Genomic DNA, 23,308 nt, shown 5'->3' with positions numbered 1-23,308 from the left:
GCTTTCACTTTTAAGAAAAACGTATCTTTGAAATATCCTATTGATTAATTGCAGTGTTTTCCAATTTCGTTTTGATTTGCTTTCACTTTTAAGAAAAACGTATCTTTGAAATATCCGAGGTGGTATTTTAAAGACCCATCGTTCAGTTTTGATTTGCTTTCACTTTTAAGAAAAACGTATCTTTGAAATATCCAAATTATCGGGTGGTGGTGTTTTGTGTCTACGTCCCCCCCTTTTTCTCCCCCCCCCACTTTGTTTTGATTTGCTTTCACTTTTAAGAAAAACGTATCTTTGAAATATCCCTGATTCTCCTAAAGGCCTGAAATTCTGATACTTAAAGTATTTTTTCATTTAAAAAAAACAATGCTTTTAAGAGTACAAACATGATGTTTGGCTCATTTTTTTTTCAAAATAACTCCAACATTGGACGTTCTGAATCATGCTTAGTGGGTTTGACCCCATGGTAGACTTCCATCATACCGAATTGTTTGTCGGTCAACGTTGACATAACGATGTGACCTTTGGATGGAAGTATATTTTTAACTCCCTTAATATAGCGATCTGCATATTCTTTACTAAGACAATGCCTGATGTAGATTGAATATTGAAACATGGTGAATCCAGCCTTCAATAGGTTCTTCCTAAACTGGCCGTATTGTTTTTTATCTGCCTTTGTTTCTGTAGGCAGGTCAAAATATACAATTACCCACATAATTCTATATGCATTGAAGCGTGATGAATGTACAGTCATTGCAATATGGGTAACTTAAGTTGAGTCCCCGATCCTTCTTCAAAACACTTACTTAATGAATAGCACATAGATTGCATTGCTAACTGCATTGGCTTAGTCTCTGATCCAATTAATACATCCATTTCCAGGATGCTTAATAGACTTTTCCTGCTTGCCATACTTAATTGATGCTCAGAATTGTTTTGCCCATCTCCCATGAGTTGTTTTACACAATTATCTACAAATGGACGAAACGGTTCCATCATGTCATCTGCCAAACAAAGTGGATTGTAGGTATTTTTATGATTTATTCCCATAATCGGGAATAGCCCGGCCCCAAGTAAACATCTTGCAACTGCAGCTCTAATTATGGCATATCCATAATTCAACATGGTATTCGGGAAATCACCAAATCTATCACGGACAAAATCCTGACCTGGAAATAATCTCCTCCAATAATAAGCAGCAGCCTGACCTTCGATATTACTTGAATCCCCACTTCTTACGCTATTTGCAGCTTCCTGTAAATACTTATAAGGCAATCCCCATCTTTTCATCACCAAGGCTTGATTTCTTATTTTAGAAACTATCACTTTCTGCCAAATTATTTTCTTGAGAGGTTTACTACTTTCTAGTTGGGAATTGGTTTTATGCGTGGCCATGGTGTTTGCATACAATGGCATCCATACTCCTAAAGGCAAATGTCTTTCATCGCATACTGTCAATGAAACATTCTGAGTTAAGCATTCCAGTAAAGTAGGTATGGTTAAGCTGACTTGTGGGTGATCCAATACCAACATATGGTAATCCTCAATGGGTCTGCTGTGATCAACACCATCTTCTCCGGTGATGATAAACTGCTTATTTTGAATCCTAATTCTAGTAGGACTGCCAATGTGGATGGCTTTGCGCATCATAGGCTAAAATTTAAACCATTGATTTTGAATCTTAGCTTGGTTAGTAAATTAGCCTTTAATTGTAAAACAACTACAAACCGGAAATACAAAATCAAAAAGCATGCCTAATTAATTTCTTATTCCATTCCTTCTCCTGATCGCCAATTAATATGACCGCATCGATCCAATTTAACTTTAACCGCCTTTAAAGTATTAGTGCTCAATATATACTTTATTGGGGGTTTATCGTAGTCAGCTTTAATATTACCAAAAATGGACTTACCTAAATAAATGCTATTTCCGGTAAATTTGATTACATGGTACAATCTATGATTGAGATCTTCTTCATTTGTCCAATCAATTTCATCAGGGTGATCCTTATAGACAATAAATTTATCAAAAGCAGAAACTGTATAAAGCAATTTCTTTCCATTTTTTGATGCAGGATAAATATTTTCTCCATTCAATTTCCTCTGAACCCCTTCATAAAATGTAACAGACTCATAATCCCTCTTACCGTTTACTGGATCTTCGTAGATTGCCAGCACATAATTATTTCCCGGTTCAATATATGTTTTGGTTTCATCTCTTAGTAATGGCAAGGACTTTGAATTATTGATGGTTCGCACCCTTCGAAGTGGTCTTCCATTATACAATATGGGACTTTTAATTACTTCTGACCAGCCTCCCGATACCGTGCTTGCCAAGTTTTTTAAATATTCTCTAACACCCCTATCTACTATTTTATCTAATTGTTTTACTTCCATACTTTTGATCTCCTTCCTTACTACATAATATTCTTGCTTGGTTTCAGTACTATAAATCTTACCGTATAAAGTATCCTCATGCATAGACCCCCTAATTGCTAATATCTGCTTTTGATCTGTTGGCTTTTTCCTGCTGTATCGATATTTGTTTATTGATTTTGAAGTGAGTCTTTTTGAAAAATTATGAACGACCAAACATGACTTTAATTTATCTTCTAAATCTGCCCTGAAGCTGTTCCAAGGGGCATCAATACCTTCTGCATGAATTCTTCCATCACCACCTATTGTTGCTCTGGCTAATTTTTGGGTATGTGATACTGAGGTTGATGCAATCACAGCAGCATCAATAAAATGATGTCGATGATCACCTCTATTCTTTGAGAAGACAACCATCTCTGCATCCATATCAGCGTACAATAATCCATTCAATCCCCAGGCTTTTCTCAAGTGGGCAGTTGTACCTCCTTTTGTAGTACTTACCTTTGGAATGCTTTGTTGAATTTTATCAACTACAAGGGTTGCAATGTATGCCGTATCTGATAACTGACTGTTACTGAAATCATCCGGAAGAGCTTCTGCCAAAAATATTTCCCGCTTTTTTGCATTAGAAAAAATTGAAATTCGCTTTTTAAACTCATCCAATTCCTGATTTGATTTTTGACTAAAGTATTCTATTGGAGTCTTATTCAACTTTTCTAAATTTAAACTCCGCTCACAAAGGGTCTTATTCATAAACGAATCATTGAGTGATCGGCTAAATGGCATAATATGTTCTACTTCAATGTCACTGCTCATAAGTCTTTCAAGTGATATAACCTTTCCGGAATAAGGAGATATTCGGTCAGCTTCCAGCCATAATTGATACTTTTCTAAATCAGAGGTTTTTATAGACCCTGCAAACCCATTAAATCCTTGCAAATCTTCAGCATCACAGCCTAGTTCCAACCACAACTCATACTTTTTCAACATTCCATCAGAGTGAGCTATTTCATAACCCAACGCTTTTGACAATACTTCCACATATTTCTCCCTTTTCTTCTTTACATTATTATTCCTAGTGAAAATAAGTTCTCTCTCCGATTTTGGTTTTTTTAATTCTCGAAGTAACTCAATCCTTACTTCATCAGGCTTTCCATATTTTTTAATTACATCATTTACAAGACTGATACAAATATTAGTCGACTTTTGAACTACAGGATTTTTTAACTCATTGGTTTTGGGGTGCGGAACAAGATCAGATAGTTCAAGAGGCTTAGAGATTGTATGCTGATATCCGGCCTCTCCGCAAGCCTTATCGAACTGTAACCCATTTTTAAGGAATGGCAATATTTTGGAGGCTGCCTTGTGACTAATATTGCTGTAGTCAGATTCAAGAGGCATATCCCAAAGATTGGAAATTATTTCATCAGACAATAAAAATTTATTGGAAAGGTATTGTTTAAACAATGGAAAATGGTCATCATCTGTATAAAGTAAGGAATGATAAATTGATAATATCTGGTCATTACTTAATTTCTCATATCTATCTTCCAATGACTCCTTCAATCTCAAAATGGTTGTCATTGGCTTTAGTTCAATTTCATTAAACTCAACCCGTTTTGATAATCCCAATGTTTTTTTGATCTGGGCTTCTGTTATCCCCTTCCGAGATTCAAAGAGTTCTGCAAGAATTTTCTTTTGATCAAGGGATATTGTAGAATACTCACCTGTATCATAATCTGTCCAGGTCAAATTATTAACTGCGGTCCAAAATCTGAATTCTTGAAAAAGTGGATGACTTCTCGGCATACACCTTTTATTGTTTTCAAATCTACATTTCCCAACCAGATGTTTGCACGATTTCAACTTACGCTGATAAAATACTTCACTTAATACCTTTGACTTTAATTCCGGATTTATCAATTCATTTGCAAGATTTATTTGGGTATCTAGAATTTTATGTAACTCCTGCTCATACATGGAGCGGGAGGTCCACCTTTCTAGTATTCTTTCATTAAGCCTTTTGCCTTGCACATGATCTTTAATCAAATCAAAGTAAAAATGCCCCAAAGTTATATACCCTCCATCTTCCATGAGCTTATTTAACTCAGCAATTCCTTTCTTGACTCGACCAGATTCGCTTTGTTTAGAATCTTCTCTAATTTCCATGGATCGGGTAGATTTGAATCCACGTTTTTTGGCCATGTACAAAATTACCCTAGATAATTCTACCGAATTCAATACCCTATTTAATCCTTCATATCTTAGTTTATAAAGATCCAAGGGTGATGTCGAGTGTTCCGTCGCATTGTATATTTCGCTTTTCCAAGCTTCTTGCAACATTGACCTTACCCTCAAAATTCGCATTTTCTTTCTGTAATTCCTTCTTCTGGCACTTCTGTAGGTGGTCCTCTCCTGAGCCCGTGAGCTTTCCTTCCCTGTTTTAAGATCTTGATTTGTCCCTTTAGGAAAAATAATTACCCCTCCATCGATCATTCGTTGCCCTTCTTCAACTAAAGCCCATCCAAGGGAGTTTGTGCCCAAATCCAATCCTAATATTTTTCTCATAATGCTAGATTTAAAACAAAAATAAGTATTTTTGCTTCTGAAAGCAAATCAGAATAAATGAAAATTCTGTAGGCTTTTAGCCTTCGCCCCACTTCGGTAGGGGCTTTTTTTTTAAATAATTTCGAAGAGATAATTAAATTTTCATTTAATCAATGAATAATCAAGGATTAACAAATGATGAAAAACTCCTCCATTAATGGGATGTTGACACCCACAAATAATTTTTACAATATAATGTTATAAAATTAGTCCTGCTTACTTATTACTCTTTTTACTTAAAACACTGGCTTATATCAAAATAATAATTTTCTTCAAGAGTTATGACCTCCAGGTCTTCTTCCTTGATGGATTCTATCGTGATCACATCAAATGATTTTCCATCATGAAATTCAAGGCATTGCCCCAATATTTTCCATTTGACCCCTCGGAGCGCGCCTACATACTTTAGATATTCATATTCGCAATTTACATACCGCGGACCATTCGAACTTAAAATGGTTACTGCCTGCTCGTATGAATTAACCGGACCGCCGGATATTTCCAAATCGATTCCAAAATGAGCTTTAATTAATGACCGTACATCCATCTTTAAAAAGTATTTGCCAATTTTATCAAATGAATCTGTAACAACACACCTTATAAATTTGTGAAGGTAAGTATCACCGTTAAAAATTGCTGAGTAAACCGAGGAACAGTAGCTCTGAACCGATTATCGGTAGGTCTGGACCGATTATCGGTATGGATTATGATTGGATTATCGTACCAGGAATTAATCTAGCGAATATTTATACTACCTCTTTGCGAATTACAAATCAAAATATCATTCCCAAATGACAGTTCGACTTTAAAGTTTTAAATTTTAATAAATTTTGAAGTCTTGATCATACCGTTTTTCCAAAGAACCTTCACAAAATAAATTCCGGATTCTAAATTTTCCAAATCCAGGTTATGTTTGTTTGCCTGGTCATCCACCTGAATATTTTTGATCAACTGACCGTTTGAGCTAATAATCTGAAACAAATTGATCAACTGATTTTCATACTTTGTCTCCACCGTTAAGGTATTGTGCACTATTTTCGGAAATATTAAAAGTCTTATTTCTTCTGAAGGCAAATCCACATTCCATGTCATGGTCATTGTACTGTCACACACCGGTTCATAGCCTAATCGATAATTCACGAAGTTGGGAATACTCGCATGATTTCTTGCCGGAAGTTGTATGCCGTGTTGTTCAAAATTACAAGCTTTACCTTTTTCATTTGGATTGTGGATGACGTGCATCACCTTATTGCTGGTTCCTGTGCGGATGTAGATTTTACAATCCGGACCCAACATTGCTGCATCAAATCCCGCTGCCCATATTCCACCCTCCACATAACCATCCCAGGAATCTATATGCACCAGACTTGCCTGAACATCTTTTTTCCAGGTATCCACCTGATATAAATCAAATCGATACACCAGATAAACAAATCTTGAATTTGGTGAAAATGCAACTCCTACTGAGTGATCATTTGTCTCAGATCCGGTGGTAACATTTCTGAAATTGCTGAGCTGTCCGTTTGACCGATTAAAGTCCATTAAAAACAAGCCTGTGCTGGGTGTCATCCTGCCGTATTTGGTTCCATCCGGTGAAAAACAGGATTGTGAGCCTCCATCGTCCAGGTACTGCATAGGAATCCCTAATTGCATCGTTTGAAATGGCTGGGGGCCATTTTCCGTGATTTGTATGCTGTAATATAAATCATTTGCGCGTCCGGGCACCAATATCCACCAGTCAATGTTATTTGCATGTCTGACAGCTGTAAGATCTCCTCCGGAAAGATGCTTTTCTATAACAATTTGGTTTTTGTTTTTCACGTCGCCAAAGCTATTATTGGCATTCATATCAACAATACTGTATAATAACTTCGTAGATGTTCCCCCTGGTAATTGTGGATCAGGATCAAATTCCACATACTTGTGCAGCAAAATATATTTTTTCGAATCGTTTATTTTTGGAATAAATAATGTGCCATTTGCCGTGGCGTAATCTCCATACTTGCATCTAAAATCCCAAACAAATCCTTCATTGATCTTCCCATTAGGCATGACCCGATGAAGTCGATCTGAAACATAGCAACCTGCCGTGTACATCAATAAATTGCCATCCTTGTCGCAGATACTTGCGTTGTTTTGACGTAAAATAGGCAATGGTCTATCTTTTACATAGATTTGCTTTGGTTTGAAATTAAAATCCATTTGGAATCCTTGAAAGGCTGTATCGGATGTTGGATTTCTATTTCCTCCTAATAACCATATATAATCCCTCTTTCCCTGGGCAAAAATTATGAATGGGCATAAAATCAGAAAATATATCTTCATTATAAAAAGTATAAATAATGATGGAATTTCCTTTTAGTTTTTAACACTTTTAATTACATACTCCTGCCAACTTTTATCCGTCACTTTGACAAGATATATGCCTGCATCCAAATTGCTTAAATCAATTGTCTCTTTAAAGTTTGCATCTAAAAAGATTTCTTTGAAACAACCTGACCATTCAAATCTAATATGCTGATGTTTCGAATTAAATTTTTACGATTTAGCAATTCAATGTTCATTATACTTTGTACAGGATTTGGATAACCAATTGCTTCATTAGAATCCGAAAATATATCCCAGGTCCTGGTCAATGTACTGTCACAAACCGGTTCATAGCCTAATCGGTAATTCACGAAGTTGGGAATACTCGCATGATTTCTTGCAGGTAGTTGAATGCCGTGTTGTTCAAAATTACAAGTTTTACCTTTTTCATTTGGATTGTGGATGACATGCATTACCCTATTGCTGGTTCCTGTACGGATGTAGATTTTACAATCCGGACCCAACATTGCTGCATCAAATCCCGCTGCCCATATTCCACCTTCCACATAACCATCCCAGGAATCTATATGCACCAGACTTGCCTGAACATCTTTTTCCCAGGTATCCACCTGATATAAATCAAATCGATACACCAGATATACAAATCTTGAATTTGGTGAAAATGCGACTCCTACTGAATGATCATTTGTCTCAGATCCGGTGGTAACATTTCTGAAATTGCTGAGCTGTCCGTTTGACCGATTAAAGTCCATTAAAAACAAGCCTGTGCTGGGTGTCATCCTGCCGTATTTGGTTCCATCCGGTGAAAAACAGGATTGTGAGCCTCCATCGTCCAGGTACTGCATAGGAATCCCTAATTGCATCGTTTGAAATGGCTGGGGGCCATTTTCCGTGAACTGAATACTATAATATAAGTCATTGGCCCGGCCGGGAACTACAATCCACCAGTTTTGATTATTACTATGTCGCGTGGCGGTAAGGTCAGCTCCGGATAAATGCTTTTCAATTACTACTTGATTTTTTGCAGTCACATCTCCATAGCCGTTATTTAGAGCCATATCTACAATGCTATATAACAATTTTGTAGAAGTTGCCCCTGGTAAATTTGGATCAGGATCAAATTCTTCATATTTATGAAATAAAATATACTTTTGGGAATCATTTATTTTAGGGACAAATACTGTCCCATTATGAATTGCATAATCTCCTCGTTGACAACCAAAATCCCAAACAACCCCCTCATTGATCTTACCATTGGGCATAGGTCGGTGAAGCCTGTCTGATATATTGCAGCCCCCGGTGTACATCAATAAGTTTCCATCTTTGTCGCAGATGCTGGCATTGTTTTGAAATAGCACTTGAGTTTTATCATTTATATAAATTGATTTTGGTCTAGTATTAAAATCAATTTGAAATCCATGATATGTTGAATCATTTGATGAGTTTTTATCGCCACCAAGTAGCCATACATAATCTCGTTTCCCTTGCGCAAAAATTATGAATGGGCATAAAATCAGAAAATATATCTTCATTATAAAAAGTATAAATAATGATGGAATTTCCTATTAATTTTTAACACTTTTAATTACATACTCCTGCCCACTTTTATCCGTCACTTTGACAAGATATATGCCTGCATCCAAATTGCTTAAATCAATTGTCTCTTTAAAGTTTGCATCTAAAAAAGATTTCTTTGTTACAACCTGACCATTCAAATCTAATATGCTGATGTTTCGAATTAAATTTTTACGATTTAGCAATTCAAGGTTCATGATACTTTGTACAGGATTTGGATAACCAATCGCTTCATTAGAATCCGAAAATATATCCCAGGTCCTGGTCAATGTGCTGTCACACACCGGTTCATATCCTAATCGGTAATTCACGAAGTTGGGAATACTCGCATGATTTCTTGCCGGAAGTTGAATGCCGTGTTGTTCAAAATTACAAGCTTTACCTTTTTCATTTGGATTGTGGATGACGTGCATCACCCTATTGCTGGTTCCTGTGCGAATGTAGATTTTACAATCCGGACCCAACATCGCAGCATCAAACCCTGCTGCCCATATTCCACCCTCCACATAACCATCCCAACTGTCAATATGCACCAGACTTGCCTGAACATCTTTTTCCCAGGTATCCACCTGATATAAATCAAATCGATACACCAGATATACAAATCTTGAATTTGGTGAAAATGCGACTCCTACTGAGTGATCATTTGTCTCAGATCCGGTGGTAACATTTCTGAAATTGCTGAGTTGTCCGTTTGACCGATTAAAGTCCATTAAAAACAAACCTGTGCTGGGTGTCATCCTCGCATACTTTGTTCCATCCGGTGAAAAACAGGATTGTGAGCCTCCATCGTCCAGGTACTGCATAGGAAGCCCTAATTGCATCGTTTGAAATGGCTGGGGGCCATTTTCCGTGAACTGAATACTATAATATAAGTCATTGGCGCGGCCAGGTACCAATATCCACCAGTCAATGTTATTAGCATGACGCGTTGCTGTGAGATCGGCACCCGACAAATATTTATCAATCACTGGTTGATTTACAAATGATAAATCCCCATAACCGCTATTCAAATTTATATCTATGATACTATAGAGTAATTTAGTCGCGGTCGCCCCTGGCAAATTCGGGTCTGGGTCAAATTCCACATACTTGTGCAGCAAAATATATTTTTTAGAATCGTTTATTTTTGGAATAAATAATGTGCCATTTGCTGTGGCGTAATCATTATACTTGCATCTAAAACCCCAAACAAACCCTTCATTGATCTTCCCATTAGGCATAACACGATCTAACCGATCAGAAACATAACAACCCGCCGTGTACATCAATAAATTTCCATCTTTATCACAAATGCTGGCGTTGTTTTGATGAATGCGATAATCTTTATGAGATATATATATACCCATGGGCTTTTTATTAAAATCAAAGTTAAAGCGATAATAATTTGTATCATCAATTGCTGAATTACTTCCGCCTAGCAACCATATATAATCCCTCTTTCCCTGGGCAAAAATTATGAATGGGCATAAAATCAGAAAATATATCTTCATTGAAAAAGGTATAAAAAATGATGGAATTTCCTTTTAGTTTTTAACACTTTTAATTACATACTCCTGCCCACTTTTATCCGTCACTTTGACAAGATATATGCCTGCATCCAAATTGCTTAAATCAATTGTCTCTTTAAAGTTTGCATCTAAAAAAGATTTCTTTGAAACAACCTGACCATTCAAATCTAATATGCTGATGTTTCGAATTAAATTTTTACGATTTAGCAATTCAATGTTCATTATACTTTGTACAGGATTTGGATAACCAATTGCTTCATTAGAATCCGAAAATATATCCCAGGTCCTGGTCAATGTACTGTCACAAACCGGTTCATAGCCTAATCGGTAATTCACGAAGTTGGGAATACTCGCATGATTTCTTGCAGGTAGTTGAATGCCGTGTTGTTCAAAATTACAAGCTTTACCTTTTTCATTTGGATTGTGGATGACATGTATTACCCTATTGCTGGTTCCTGTACGGATGTAGATTTTACAATCCGGACCCAACATTGCTGCATCAAATCCCGCTGCCCATATTCCACCTTCCACATAACCATCCCAGGAATCTATATGCACCAGACTTGCCTGAACATCTTTTCCCAGGTATCCACCTGATATAAATCAAATCGATACACCAGATATACAAATCTTGAATTTGGTGAAAATGCGACTCCTACTGAATGATCATTTGTCTCAGATCCGGTGGTAACATTTCTGAAATTGCTGAGCTGTCCGTTTGACCGATTAAAGTCCATTAAAAACAAGCCTGTGCTGGGTGTCATCCTGCCGTATTTGGTTCCATCCGGTGAAAAACAAGATTGTGAGCCTCCATCGTCCAGGTACTGCATAGGAATCCCTAATTGCATAGTTTGAAATGGCTGGGGGCCATTTTCCGTGATTTGTATGCTGTAATATAAATCATTTGCGCGTCCGGGCACCAATATCCACCAGTCAATGTTATTTTCATGTCTGACAGCTGTAAGATCTCCTCCGGAAAGATGCTTTTCTATAACAATTTGGTTTTTGCTTTTCACGTCGCCAAAGCTATTATTGGCATTCATATCAACAATACTGTATAATAACTTCGTAGATGTTCCCCCTGGTAATTGTGGATCAGGATCAAACTCAAGGAACCTGTGCAAAACTATATATTCATTTGCTTTACTTACCATTGGGATAATTAAGGTGCCATTATACAACGGATAATCTCCATACTTACAATAAAAATCCCACACTAAGCCCTCATTAATCTTCCCATTGGGCATAGGTCGGTTAAGCCTGTCTGAAATACTACATCCTGCCGTGTACATCAATAAGTTTCCATCTTTATCGCAGATGCTGGCATTGTTTTGACTAAAGCTTAATGCTCTGTCCTTAATGTATATTTTTTTGGGTTTATAATTAAAGTCAATCTGAAACCCTTGATAAGATGTGTCCGAAGTAGGCTGACCATTTCCGCTTAACAACCATATATAATCTCTTTTGCCCTGGGCAAAAATTATGAATGGGCATAAAATCAGAAAATATATCTTCATTGTATTTAGGTATAAAAAATTTGGAATGCAATCCAAAACAGGATTGCATTCCAAGGTATTAATAATTACTTTTTCATAAATTTCTTCGATACCACACTACCATTTGTCAGGTAAACTTTTGCATAATACATCCCTTGCTCCAAATGATGGATAGAAAAACTAATTTCCTCATTTACAAATTTTACATTTTCCATCATAACCAATTTACCTTCCATGGTAAAGATTTCAATTTCGTTAATTCCTTCATCCTTCCCGCTGACAATCATTGTTATCCTTTCGCTGGCAGGATTTGGAAATAAGGATATTCCTTCCCATTCGTTTCCGGGAGAAGGCTGAGTTCTAATGGTTGCTGCATGATTACAGATCGCCTCATCCTCATAACGATCCAAAGCATAAATTGCTTTCAATGCCCGGGCCCTATAAATACCTTCCCCTCCATAAAAAGGACATTGGTTTGCGATCGCCTCTATTTGCTCACTTTCGGTCGCTGAAAAAGACCAATCGTTGGCTAACATTTTTTGCAACATGATGTGATTGACTTCCCGTTGATTCTGTTCATAGATCGCATTGCCCTGGATGCCATTGTTAATCTGTAACAATTGACTTAGTTCGTTTTGTACATGAACACTCCATTGGTTGGCCAGACTTGTTTGAGTACTCTGCAAGTTAGTTTTTTGTACCAATAAATTGTTTAATTGTGTCTGTAGATTTACTTGAATCTCCAAATCAGTGATGTTAAACATTTGGTTTGTGATGGCCATAATACTTTGGTCCAGATTTTCTAAAGCCAGCAAATTTTCATTTACTATAAGGTTAATCGTTGCAGCATTTAGAAAAACTTCCCGGATACCTTTCTCGATGATTTCAAATTGACCTACAGAAGTAATCGTCTGAGCATTGAAGAAATTATTGAATTCTACTGGCATACTCTGCGCATCATCCTCTTCTAAAATTTGGCGATACAATTGCCTTCTATCCGTCCATATTCTTGATCCCCAGTCATAGGCATCATCGAAGCCATCATTGGCGATAAAATAATCATCCGATCTAGGAAATATTCGTGGGAATGGATTTGAATTTCCTGATCCTATGCCAAGATTACAATTCCAATTTCTCACAGATCCTTGTGCATGTTCAAACCACCTATCATTCACTAACTCAGAAAAGTTATTCGGTTTCAGATTCGGATTATTGGGATCTTGCGCATTGACTATGAATTTGGATTCAATTCTATCTTGTGGAGGACCATAATGTTTAGCAGCTTTTGCATATGTGCCAATCCAACGATTACCCATATGTTCCTGTACACCAATTCTGGCACCATAACTACCTTGTGTAACTCCCAAAACAAGCCCATGATTGGCACTTCCGAATATATTGTTGGCAAAAGTAGTTCCCAAGGAGGTTCCTACAAATTGAAAGTCATTGAGCCAACCTACAGCATGATTTCCTATATCCACATTATTTGCTGACTCTAATACATAAATTCCAATATTGTCGCAGACCATTGATGAACTTAAATAATTACAGGCCACCAAATTGTCTCTGCCTCCAATAATGCTAATCCCCGCATTGGAAAAGGATTGTGTCCCATTGGCATAAATCGAATTGTTGTAGGTCCATGTGCCACCACTGTTCAAATGATGGATGCCTTTATACCCATCCCCAATTTGGATGTCGTTTTGAAAAATTGTCTTCAGATTTCCTCTGGTCTCTACAAGTTCAATCCCGATGGCATTTTGCCCCATTAATTGAATGGTGTTCCGTTCGTTCACGATGATGGAGGAAACTTCTCCTGTCCAGGAAAAATTTATTCCTCTGTTCACTGCTGCAATATTATTATGTTTAATATCAAACTTCCTTCCGGGACTGTAATCAAACTGCATGCCCGTCAAAACATTTTTCATATGATTATTGCTTGCGGTACAATTCACTCCTTTCGTATAGATCCCCCAGTTGCTGTTCTCCACAGTACAGTTGGAAACGAGGGTATTATTTGGAAGACCAACAGAGTGAATTGCTTTGCCATTGGATTTTTCAGCAGAAATATTACTGTTGCCTACTTCCCAAATATTGTTAAAATTTGACCCATCTACAGTTAATTTTGAATCTAAGGTCCTGACACCGTTCAACAAATTTATGAATGAACCGGCATTCACTCGTACCCCGGATTTTTTGGCATAAATTCCGGACCAGGTTTTAGCTTCCAAAGCAGGTTCGCCGGCATAACCGGCGTTAAATCCCTGAAAAATAAATTCTGAATCTTCTACATCCACATTCGCAAATTCATCTGCACGAATACCAATGGCAGCATCTTTAAATTTTGAATCTTTTACAATAACGGTCGATCCACTTTTAGCTTCAATTTCAAAATGTCCGTTGTCAAATGTGGTATTAAATACTTTTAGAATTGCCCCCGGCTCAACCACTATGGAGTTCCATCTTTGACCATCACATGCAATGACATAATTTTCATTTAAGGTGAGGACATTACCAGATTTAACTGTAATACTTGAGCCGGGCAACATCCTGATGTGAAATGCCTCATTTTGATAATTTCCATGACCTATCAAACAGTAATAACCAGCGTCTATGTCCAGATTGCCATTAATGATTAATTGTTGACGATTACTGCATGAATTTGCCTGGTTAGCCAATCTACCGTTGTTAATCAATTCCTGCAAGGATCCTTGCACCACAAACCCATTTGATGAATTGTACAGAAAAGTGGTATAGCTCTTATAATCAGAATCGCTCAAACATTTATACTCATAAGTAAAAAGAGCCTGACCACCATACAAATCACGCAGAACCAGTAATTTATCGGCCCATGGAACTTCTGCCGGATCAAATTTGGCTTTAAACAATGTTTTTTCCAAAATTCCATTTACGATAACCTCTTCCTTGGTAAAATCTCCCAGATCCACCACTTCAAATGGTACATCTCTAATAATCTCTATTAATACTTCTCCAATTACCTGAGGTGTACCGGACCAGCCGGGAACCACCTTAAACACGATGGGCTCACATCCTGCCATACTGCTGATGGCATTGTGATTGGGACCCGGCACCGGGGATATATTAGGAATAAATGTACAATCATTTTGTGCGTCCAGCATCCCATTAAAAAAAAACACAAACAAAATCGAAAGATATAAACAAGGCTGCTTTATTAGTGAATTTTTCATAGTTGAATAATTAGGTTTATATGCCTTCATACCCTTCAGGCATTGGGCCGAAAACCATTAAACAGGAAGGTGAATTTCGGGTGTCTACCTCCTTGATTTACCGTGCACTTAAATCCTTACAAAAATAGTTTGCCTGTTCGAAAAATGCTGAGTAAACCGAGGAACGGTAGCTCTGAACCGATTATCGGTAGGTATGACCCGACTATCGGTAAAAAGTGATGAAAAGATATAGGAGAATTTGGCAAACATGCAGACAATCATTAAAACAACCTCACATTCCACTAATGGCATGTGAACAATTTGCAATGAAATATTTTGTCCATCAAATAAATTTAAAATGACATTATCTCACTTCAAAGCAATATCCGGCATGATTGTAAAAGCGATGGATTGAATCAGACAGATAATAATCATTTGGATAAATTGACCTAAATTTTTGCATTAATCCAATATTATTCTCTTTTGGCGATTCCAACTCGAAATTAATATAACGACCCCGACAATTAAATTTGTAATTATTCTGTAGATGACTGTCGCCAGTCGATAGGCTACTTATTCTAATCCAGAAATTACCAGTCTTTTTCAATTTTAGTTTTACTGTAAAATAAATACTGTCATTCCTAACTTCGTATTCACCAGCAATTGCGGTGCTTTTTTCTATATAAAAATATTTCAATGTAGAAATATCTTGATTGAGATAATCTGTATATTTTTCTATTTGAGATCCTTCATAAGGTCCATTTGCACTATCCAAAGAATGGAATTCTATTTTAGGAGAAAAATTATATTTACTTGCATCAAATAATTTTTCAGTTTTTAAATCATAGATCAATTTATGAAATCTAGATGTCACAATTATTGTATCCCCAATTTCATAAACTTCTTTATAGGGACTGATATTGACTGGTAGCACCATATCTCCAGGACAATTTGGACCATTATCTCCGCATGAAAATAAATTTAAGATTAGTATAAAAAAAAAGAATAATTTCATAATTGACCAATTAATAGGAGTTAAACAAATCATCCATTTTTTGTAATAGAACAGGGTCACTATTTCCATAATTTGTTTTGAATTGTTGATAAAAACTATTTGGCGACTTAGTATTTCCGCTTAACAAACTAAACATCTGACTAGAATTATATCCTTGAATATTATCATTTACCGGAAAATTTCCCCCACAACACAAATCACTTGTGTATTCAATTCCGTTTTGAACCAAATCCTTTAAATCATGGAAAATTCCACACGGCATGTGGGGAGCTTGTCGATTTCTATAAACTTCTAATCTATTTGACCAGTTTTCTGACCAACCTGTTGGATAGGTATTTCCAGCAAAAAGCCAACCTACATAATAAGCCCTTGCTTCTGCAATGTCGACAATTCCATCTACCTGATATGGATTTTGGTTACGGAAGGCAATTCCATTGAGTTCTTCCAACATAAGTTCTGTCCAAAAAAGGCAACCCGCCTTGGCATAAAAAGACCTTTCCGGAGTTGTGTAAAAAAATTTCTCTCCATTTACTATTTGTAGCACACTTGTTAAATTTGGACCAAAAAAGAATTCTAAGTTCCATTTCTTTTGCGCCATTAAGTCATTAAAACAAATCAAATAGCTTGCAATTAAAAATAGTATTAGAGATTTTTTTGGATAAATTATCGATACTAGTTCCTTACTATGACATGTTAACAATTTGCAATGAAGTATTTTGTCCATCAAATAAATTTAAAATGACATTATCTCACTTCAAAGCAATATCCGGCATAATTGTAAAAGCGATGGATTGAATCAGAAAGTATCCAGTCATTCGACTGGATAAATCTGAATTTGTGCAATAAATAAATACCGCTTTCTTTAGGCGCCACTAAATCAAAATCGATATACCGTCCTCGACAATTAAATTGATAATTATTTTGCAAATGACTATCTCCTGAGGTAAGACTTTCAATCTTTAACCAAAAATATCCGCTTTTCTTTAATTTTAATTTTATCACAAAACCTAAGCTATCCTTCGCTAATGTGTAATCACCTACAATTGCAGATTCAATCCCAGGATAAAAAACATTCATTTTCGAGCTATCAAGTTTAATAAAATCACAATATTCATTTACCTGAGATAACACATTTTTTTCATCAGAAATGTCGAGTGCTAAAAATGAAATTGAGGGTCTAAACTTATAATTACTAGCGTCATAATATTTATCCGTTTTCTGGTCGTAAAGTAATTTGTGAAATTTTGATGAGATAGTAATTGTATCGCCTAAATTGTAAAATAATTTATTTGGGCTTATATTTATAGGCAAAAGAATATCTCCAGGACAGTTTGGTCCATTATCACTACATGAAATTAGGGTTATAATTATTATAAATGCAAATAGTGATTTCATAATAATAGTATTAATATGAGTTAAACAAATCATCCATTTTTTGCAGTAGAACAGGGTCACTATTTCCATAATTTGTTTTGAATTGTTGATAAAAACTATTTGGAGATTTAGTATTTCCTCCTAACAAACTAAACATCTGACTAGAATTATATCCTTGCACATTATCATTTACCGGATAATTTCCACCACAACAATAATCACTTGTTACTTCAATTCCATTTGGAACCTTATCTTTGAGATCGTGAAAGACTCCTGACGGAATATGGCCATCTTCCTTATTTCGAATATCCTCTAGTCTAAATTGCCAATTTCTTGACCTTTGTCCTGAAGGATAATTCTTATCAGCAAAAAACCACCCAAGATGATAAGCCCATGCTTCTGCAATGTCGACAATTCCATCTACCTGATGATATGGATTTAGATTATGGAAGGCAATTCCATTTAATTCTGCCAGCATAAGTTCTGTCCAAAATCCACAACCCGCTTTGGTATAATGAGAGGCATGAGCAGTTTCATGATAGCTTAGTTCTTTGAGCTGGTCTGAATTAATAAAATTGGCACCTATAGAAATGTCTGGAAGTTGAGAAAGCAGAAAGCTCGGTATCAATCCTATGCCGGGCAGGTTTAACAAAGATATTGGACAGTGATTCGCCATCAGCGTAATGCCATCCGTTCTGTTGCTTACCACAAAAATATCCAACCATTTGGGTAAATTGATCCCCTCTGAATTCGCATACCCATGAAAATCATGAATTGCATTATTGATGGTAGATGCAGCCCAATGCATATGAGCTTGTGATCCTCTGTTTTGCCAAATATCGTATTTTACTTCAATATTGTTGTATGGGGGGCCTGATCTTATCTTTCCAAGGTAATCCTTCATGGGATGGCTCCATCCCAGTACATAATTTAGACCATCCTTAACGCCCCTGATTTGACAAACCGGGCCAGTAAATTTTACCCACATCCACATGGAACCGTGATAGCGATCATTAATCTTCCAACAACCATTTTCATCCGTATTGGTTTCATCCTCTGTAAACCAAGTGTCCTTAGTGATAATTTTCACCCTTTTCACCCCTTCAAACCGATTATGCTCGCTGTCTTTTACCTGGACACATCCTCCCGGTTTTCTATTGTCAGAATATACTACGCATCCGCAGGCGTTGGTTGTAAAATCCGGATCGCCACCTCCATTGCCTGAACCACCTCCGGAACCTCCTCCTGGCCCACCACCTCCACCATCCTCAGGGACTCTAGGGGCAACAAGATTGTGAATGTTATCTTCTATAGGAATATACATTGGATCTCCACCCGTGTCATATTGATTTCCTGTTATTCTAAATGCTTCCTGAGTTAGATGTGTATTATATCTTGGAATAAATAATTCATCTATAATAGTGTAACCTGCAATTGGGGATTGAAAATTTGGTGGAACAATTGCCCATAGTTCAGGAAACTCGTGCCCGGGTTGTGGAAAATAATCGCCCAATGTGACTAGCTCGTTCTCAAGAGGATAATCATAAAACATCTCATTGGTATTGGCCAATAATTTGTAATCACTTTCACCGGCCGGAGAAAACTTTACATACAATTGAGTCGGGGAGATCGTAACAATCTGGTTGGTGGGATTCAGATTATTCCATGCTTGTTTCATATTTGCCACAGTATATGGATTCACGCGAACATTGCCCAAAATTGTAGGAACAGGACTTGTTTCCTCATCATAGATTCCATTGCCGGAAACGATCGCAGGGTAATCATTTTCCATGGCCTTTGTGTTAATCGGTTCGTAAAAATAATCTTCTTCTTTACAGGAAGTAATTAGAACTAAACATGCAATATAAATAATTGCACAATACTTTAAAGTGTTCATAAAATAAATTTAATTAGGGTTATACGCCTTCATACCCCTTCAGGCATCGGGCCGAAAAGCATTATATAGGAAGGTGATTTTCGGGTGTCTACCTCCTTGATTTACCGTGCACTTAAATCCTTACAAAAATAGTTTGCCTGTTCGAAAAATGCTGAGTAAACCGAGGAACGGTAGCTCTGAAGCGATTATCTGTAGGTTTGGAACGACTATCGGTAAAATGAAATGATAAAAGTTGAGTGCTGAATGGATGGATTAAAGAAAAAAACTAAGTATTTGCATACAATTCAGAAATGCAAGTTTTATGGTGATGTACTATAATTGATGAGTCATAGAAACGCCGGGGAAATTAAATAAATTATTCAGAAATTTACTCACCAATATAAATTGATCAATAAAAAGCATAATGCATCCTCCTACTCCTCCTTATCCAGCTCTTTTAATTTTTTTGTGTGTTTTACTACTTTGGCATCCAGATAGAAGATGATTTCTTCCGCAATGTTTTTGGATTGATCACCGATGCGTTCGATTTTACGGACAATGGAGAGTACGTGAAGGGTCTGCCTTCTTTGGTCTACAAATTTATCAAGACATTCCAATGCACGATGACTGGCCTGGTCGTTGATCTGATCGAGTAATTTGTCACGTTGAAAAATAGTCCGTGCGAGTTGAGTGTTTTCGTATTGATAAGCCTCTCTTAGATCCTTGACCATTTCTATGGAGATGGCCAACATTTTCTCGGCTTGCAGATGATGAATAATTTCAGGATTTACAGACTGGTCAATGTCTGAGATGAATTCTGCAATACCACTGGCAATATCTGCAATGCGCTCCAGATTAGTGTTGATCTTTAAGGTGGATAAAGCAAAACGAAGATCCGTCGCCACAGGTTGTCGCAATGCAATAAAGTCCTCACACTCTTTGTCAATGTTCAACTCATAAGCGTTGACACGTTTTTCGTTTTCCTGAATCTCCAGAGCGAGATCCTTGTCAAAATTATTCATGGCCGTAAGGGTCTTGTCTAGTTGAGTAGAGACAAGTTCCCACATGGCACCAAGCTTTTCTTTGAGTTCGTTTATTTCTGCGTCGAGATGAATCATGACTGAATATTTTAGCCGAAACGGCCGGTGATGTAACTTTCGGTTTTGGAATCTTTTGGATTGGTAAAGATAATTTTCGTCTCGTCAAACTCTACCAGATCTCCCAATAAAAAGAAGCCTGTATAGTCACTGACCCTACTTGCCTGTTGCATGTTGTGCGTAACGATTACAATGGTATACTCCTTCTTGAGTTCAAAGATGAGCTCTTCAATTTTTCCGGTAGAAATAGGGTCCAATGCGGAAGCGGGTTCATCCATCAACAAAATAGATGGTTCTATCGCCAGGGCTCTTGCTATGCATAGCCTTTGTTGTTGACCGCCTGAAAGTTCGAATGCTGATTTTTTCAATTTGTCTTTCACTTCTTCCCAAAGAGCTGCCTGAATGAGGGTTTTCTCCACCTGGTCCTGAATCTGTTTATGGTCTGTAATGCCATTCACCCGAAGACCATAGGCTACATTTTCAAAAATACTTTTTGGAAAAGGATTTGGTTTTTGAAAAACCATGCCTACGTTTCTACGCAATCGATCCACTTCCACACTTTTGATTTTATATATGTTCTGGTGGTCGATGAGCACTTCACCGGTAATTTTTATACCATCAATCAGATCGTTCATCCGATTGAAGAGTCTTAGAAACGTAGATTTACCACAACCACTGGGACCAATAAGCGCAGTCACCGATTTCTCCGGAATGCGCGTGCTGATTCCCTTCAGTGCGTGAAAATCGCCATAATGCAAGTGCACATTTTTGGTCTCTATTTTATAATGCATCAATTCGTTTTAACTTTTTTAGCAAAATAATTTCGCGCAAAACTAGCCAACAAGTTTACTACCAATATGATCAGGACCAACACCATTGCCGTGCCATACGCGACCGGACGGCTTTGATCTATATTCGTACCGGACGTGGAGATTACATACAGATGATAAGGTAAGGCCATGCATTGATCCATCAGTGATCCCGGTAATTTTGGTAGAAAATAAGCGGCTACGGTAAACAGGATGGGCGCAGTTTCTCCGGACACTCTTCCTATGCTCAGAATCAATCCGGTAATGATATTAGGAAATGCCATCGGGAGAACTACTTTCCGGATGGTGTATAATTTGGAAGCACCAAGGGCATAACTTGCCTGGCGAAAAGAATCGTCTACAGACTTCAGACTCTCTTCTGTCGTGCGGATAATCAATGGAAGTGCCAGCAATGCCAGGGTCAGTGATCCTGCAAGAATGGATGCGCCCATGCCCAACTGATTGACAAATAAGGCCATTCCAAACAGACCAAAAACTATAGAGGGTACGCCTGCAAGGTTGTTGGTCATCGTCTTGATAAAATTTTTTACTCTGCCATGAAGGGCATATTCATTCACGTAAATTCCTGCGAGTACGCCAATTGGGAATGCAAACAAAATGCTGAACAATACGAGATATCCGGTGCCCACGATGGCAGGTAAAATCCCGCCTTTCATCATGCCTTCCTTTGGGCTGGTGCTCAAAAATTCCCAACTGAGGACACCCGCTCCCCGTTTGAAAATGAAATACAGGATCATGATCAAAATCCCTATGATGGCAAGAGAAATCAGTCTGGCAAGCCAGAAAAAAATGGCCTGATAGATTCGTTTTCGTACATCCACATGTTCCGGAAACTTGATCATATCATTTGAGTTTACGTTTTGAAGAAACCCGCTCCACCATGAAGTTTGTTGCCAAAGTGATGAGGAAAAGAATACAACCAAGCGCAAACAATGCTTTGAAATGCTGTCCGCCAAATGAGGCTTCGCCCAGTTCTGCCGCAATCGTTGCGGGAATGGTGCGCACGGGTTGGGTCAGGCTGGTAGGCATCATCGCTGCATTACCTGTCACCATCAAAACAGCCATTGTCTCTCCAATTGCCCGACCAATACCTAAAATGATCGCTGCCGTTATACCTGAAGAAGCATAAGGCAATATAACTTTTCGGATGGTCTGCCAATGTGAGGCACCAAGTGCAAGACTTGCTTCTTTCATGGCACGGGGTGTGGTTCGAATGGCATCTTCTGAGACGGTGATGATCGTGGGTAAAGCCATTATGGCGAGCACCACTGAACCGGCAAGTGCAGTTTCTCCTACCGGTAATTGAAGCAAATTCTGCAGCCATGGCACAATGATTACAAGGCCAAAAAATCCATAAACCACAGAGGGAATTCCAGATAATAATTCAATGATTGGCTTGAGCACATTTCTTACCCGCATATCAGCGATTTCGGCCAGATAGATGGATCCCGCAAGACCAAAAGGTAAAGCAAGCAGAATCGCAAAAAAACTAACCACCAAAGTGCCAAGCAACAAAGGTAAGGCACCAAAAACAGCAGATGGTTTTGAGGTCGGAAACCATTCTCTCCCACTCAAAAAATGTACAAGGGTAATTTTTTCAACCGTAATGGTTTTAAATCCTTCTGCATCTTTCACCAAGGACTCCGGTAAAAACAATAATGCGCCGGGTAAACTATCGATCAGTTTCTTTGCGAAAGTTTTGGTAAATTCAAGATCCTTACCTAAAGCTGCTTCTCCATAAATGGATGTCAGATCCGATAATTCAAAATGACTTAAACTCTGATCGCTGCCGCCAATCTCCTTCCAATTGCTGATCTTACCATCAAAAATATTTTTGATCTGCAGATCTTTCAATTCGTTGACCGGATTGTCGCGATGTCCAATCAGGGTATAGGAATGTTCAACAGGCGATTCCCCAAGAAAAGAGATTCCTTCTTTAAATAAAAAAACAACAATCAAAAGGACAATTATGGATGTAGTGTATCCACTTGTCTTGATCAGTGCCTCAATAAATTTTTCGAAGAATCTCTTCACCTAAA

The 23,308-nt window shown here is 37.5% G+C and carries 19 protein-coding genes; all 19 read right to left on the bottom strand.

All coding sequences use genetic code 11. The features are described 5' to 3' along the window. Positions 1 to 406 precede the first annotated feature (406 nt). A complete protein-coding gene (cas2, locus tag IPJ83_09660) occupies positions 407 to 751 on the bottom strand; it encodes a CRISPR-associated endonuclease Cas2 (GenBank protein ID MBK7880803.1) in 345 nt (114 codons plus the stop codon). Then, positions 748 to 1,647 carry a type II CRISPR-associated endonuclease Cas1 gene (cas1, locus tag IPJ83_09655; GenBank protein ID MBK7880802.1) on the bottom strand — a complete coding sequence of 300 codons (900 nt, stop codon included), beginning with the start codon at positions 1,645 to 1,647 and terminating at the stop codon, positions 748 to 750. Before cas1 ends, cas2 begins: the two co-directional genes overlap by 4 nt. 116 nt (positions 1,648 to 1,763) lie before the next feature. Next, complete coding sequence (locus IPJ83_09650; GenBank protein ID MBK7880801.1) at positions 1,764 to 4,940, bottom strand: hypothetical protein; 3,177 nt, start codon at positions 4,938 to 4,940, stop codon at positions 1,764 to 1,766. 271 nt (positions 4,941 to 5,211) lie between these two features. Then, positions 5,212 to 5,526: a hypothetical protein gene (locus tag IPJ83_09645; GenBank protein MBK7880800.1), complete on the bottom strand. Its 315-nt coding sequence runs from the start codon at positions 5,524 to 5,526 to the stop codon at positions 5,212 to 5,214. 266 nt (positions 5,527 to 5,792) lie between these two features. Beyond that, on the bottom strand, positions 5,793 to 7,304 hold the full coding sequence (locus tag IPJ83_09640) for a T9SS type A sorting domain-containing protein (protein ID MBK7880799.1): 1,512 nt from the start codon (positions 7,302 to 7,304) through the stop codon (positions 5,793 to 5,795). Positions 7,305 to 7,337: 33 nt separating this feature from the next. After that, positions 7,338 to 7,493, bottom strand: a complete 156-nt coding sequence (locus IPJ83_09635; GenBank protein MBK7880798.1) for a T9SS type A sorting domain-containing protein — start codon at positions 7,491 to 7,493, stop codon at positions 7,338 to 7,340. Beyond that, positions 7,451 to 8,839, bottom strand: a complete 1,389-nt coding sequence (locus tag IPJ83_09630; GenBank protein ID MBK7880797.1) for a hypothetical protein — start codon at positions 8,837 to 8,839, stop codon at positions 7,451 to 7,453. Before IPJ83_09630 ends, IPJ83_09635 begins: the two co-directional genes overlap by 43 nt. A 33-nt stretch (positions 8,840 to 8,872) precedes the next feature. Then, entirely contained in the window at positions 8,873 to 10,375 is a 1,503-nt protein-coding gene (locus IPJ83_09625) for a T9SS type A sorting domain-containing protein (GenBank protein MBK7880796.1), read from the bottom strand. A 33-nt stretch (positions 10,376 to 10,408) separates the two neighbouring features. Continuing rightward, on the bottom strand, positions 10,409 to 10,951 hold the full coding sequence (locus IPJ83_09620) for a T9SS type A sorting domain-containing protein (protein ID MBK7880795.1): 543 nt from the start codon (positions 10,949 to 10,951) through the stop codon (positions 10,409 to 10,411). Beyond that, a complete protein-coding gene (locus IPJ83_09615; GenBank protein MBK7880794.1) occupies positions 10,942 to 11,910 on the bottom strand; it encodes a hypothetical protein in 969 nt (322 codons plus the stop codon). The genes IPJ83_09620 and IPJ83_09615 overlap by 10 nt, the downstream gene beginning before the upstream one ends. A 65-nt stretch (positions 11,911 to 11,975) precedes the next feature. After that, a complete protein-coding gene (locus IPJ83_09610; protein ID MBK7880793.1) occupies positions 11,976 to 15,098 on the bottom strand; it encodes a T9SS type A sorting domain-containing protein in 3,123 nt (1,040 codons plus the stop codon). 343 nt (positions 15,099 to 15,441) lie between these two features. Then, the gene (locus IPJ83_09605; protein MBK7880792.1) at positions 15,442 to 16,092 is read right to left on the bottom strand and encodes a hypothetical protein; all 651 of its coding nucleotides are present in this window, start codon (positions 16,090 to 16,092) and stop codon (positions 15,442 to 15,444) included. A gap of 10 nt (positions 16,093 to 16,102) precedes the next feature. Next, entirely contained in the window at positions 16,103 to 16,636 is a 534-nt protein-coding gene (locus tag IPJ83_09600; GenBank protein ID MBK7880791.1) for a hypothetical protein, read from the bottom strand. Between the two features lie 200 nt (positions 16,637 to 16,836). Next, positions 16,837 to 17,487 carry a hypothetical protein gene (locus IPJ83_09595; protein MBK7880790.1) on the bottom strand — a complete coding sequence of 217 codons (651 nt, stop codon included), beginning with the start codon at positions 17,485 to 17,487 and terminating at the stop codon, positions 16,837 to 16,839. Positions 17,488 to 17,497: 10 nt separating this feature from the next. Then, the gene (locus tag IPJ83_09590) at positions 17,498 to 19,363 is read right to left on the bottom strand and encodes a hypothetical protein (protein ID MBK7880789.1); all 1,866 of its coding nucleotides are present in this window, start codon (positions 19,361 to 19,363) and stop codon (positions 17,498 to 17,500) included. 413 nt (positions 19,364 to 19,776) lie between these two features. Beyond that, a complete protein-coding gene (gene phoU / locus IPJ83_09585; protein ID MBK7880788.1) occupies positions 19,777 to 20,460 on the bottom strand; it encodes a phosphate signaling complex protein PhoU in 684 nt (227 codons plus the stop codon). A gap of 11 nt (positions 20,461 to 20,471) precedes the next feature. After that, complete coding sequence (gene pstB, locus IPJ83_09580; protein ID MBK7880787.1) at positions 20,472 to 21,230, bottom strand: phosphate ABC transporter ATP-binding protein; 759 nt, start codon at positions 21,228 to 21,230, stop codon at positions 20,472 to 20,474. Further along, entirely contained in the window at positions 21,230 to 22,111 is an 882-nt protein-coding gene (pstA, locus tag IPJ83_09575) for a phosphate ABC transporter permease PstA (protein ID MBK7880786.1), read from the bottom strand. The genes pstB and pstA overlap by 1 nt, the downstream gene beginning before the upstream one ends. A gap of 1 nt (position 22,112) precedes the next feature. Continuing rightward, positions 22,113 to 23,303, bottom strand: coding sequence for a phosphate ABC transporter permease subunit PstC (pstC, locus tag IPJ83_09570; protein ID MBK7880785.1), 1,191 nt, complete (start codon positions 23,301 to 23,303; stop codon positions 22,113 to 22,115). Positions 23,304 to 23,308 lie beyond the last annotated feature (5 nt).

It is taken from the genome of Candidatus Vicinibacter proximus (assembly GCA_016713905.1).
Lineage (GTDB): Bacteria > Bacteroidota > Bacteroidia > Chitinophagales > Saprospiraceae > Vicinibacter > Vicinibacter proximus.
The sequence above is the reverse complement of the archived record's forward strand: the minus strand, read 5'-3'. Positions and strand labels throughout refer to the sequence as shown.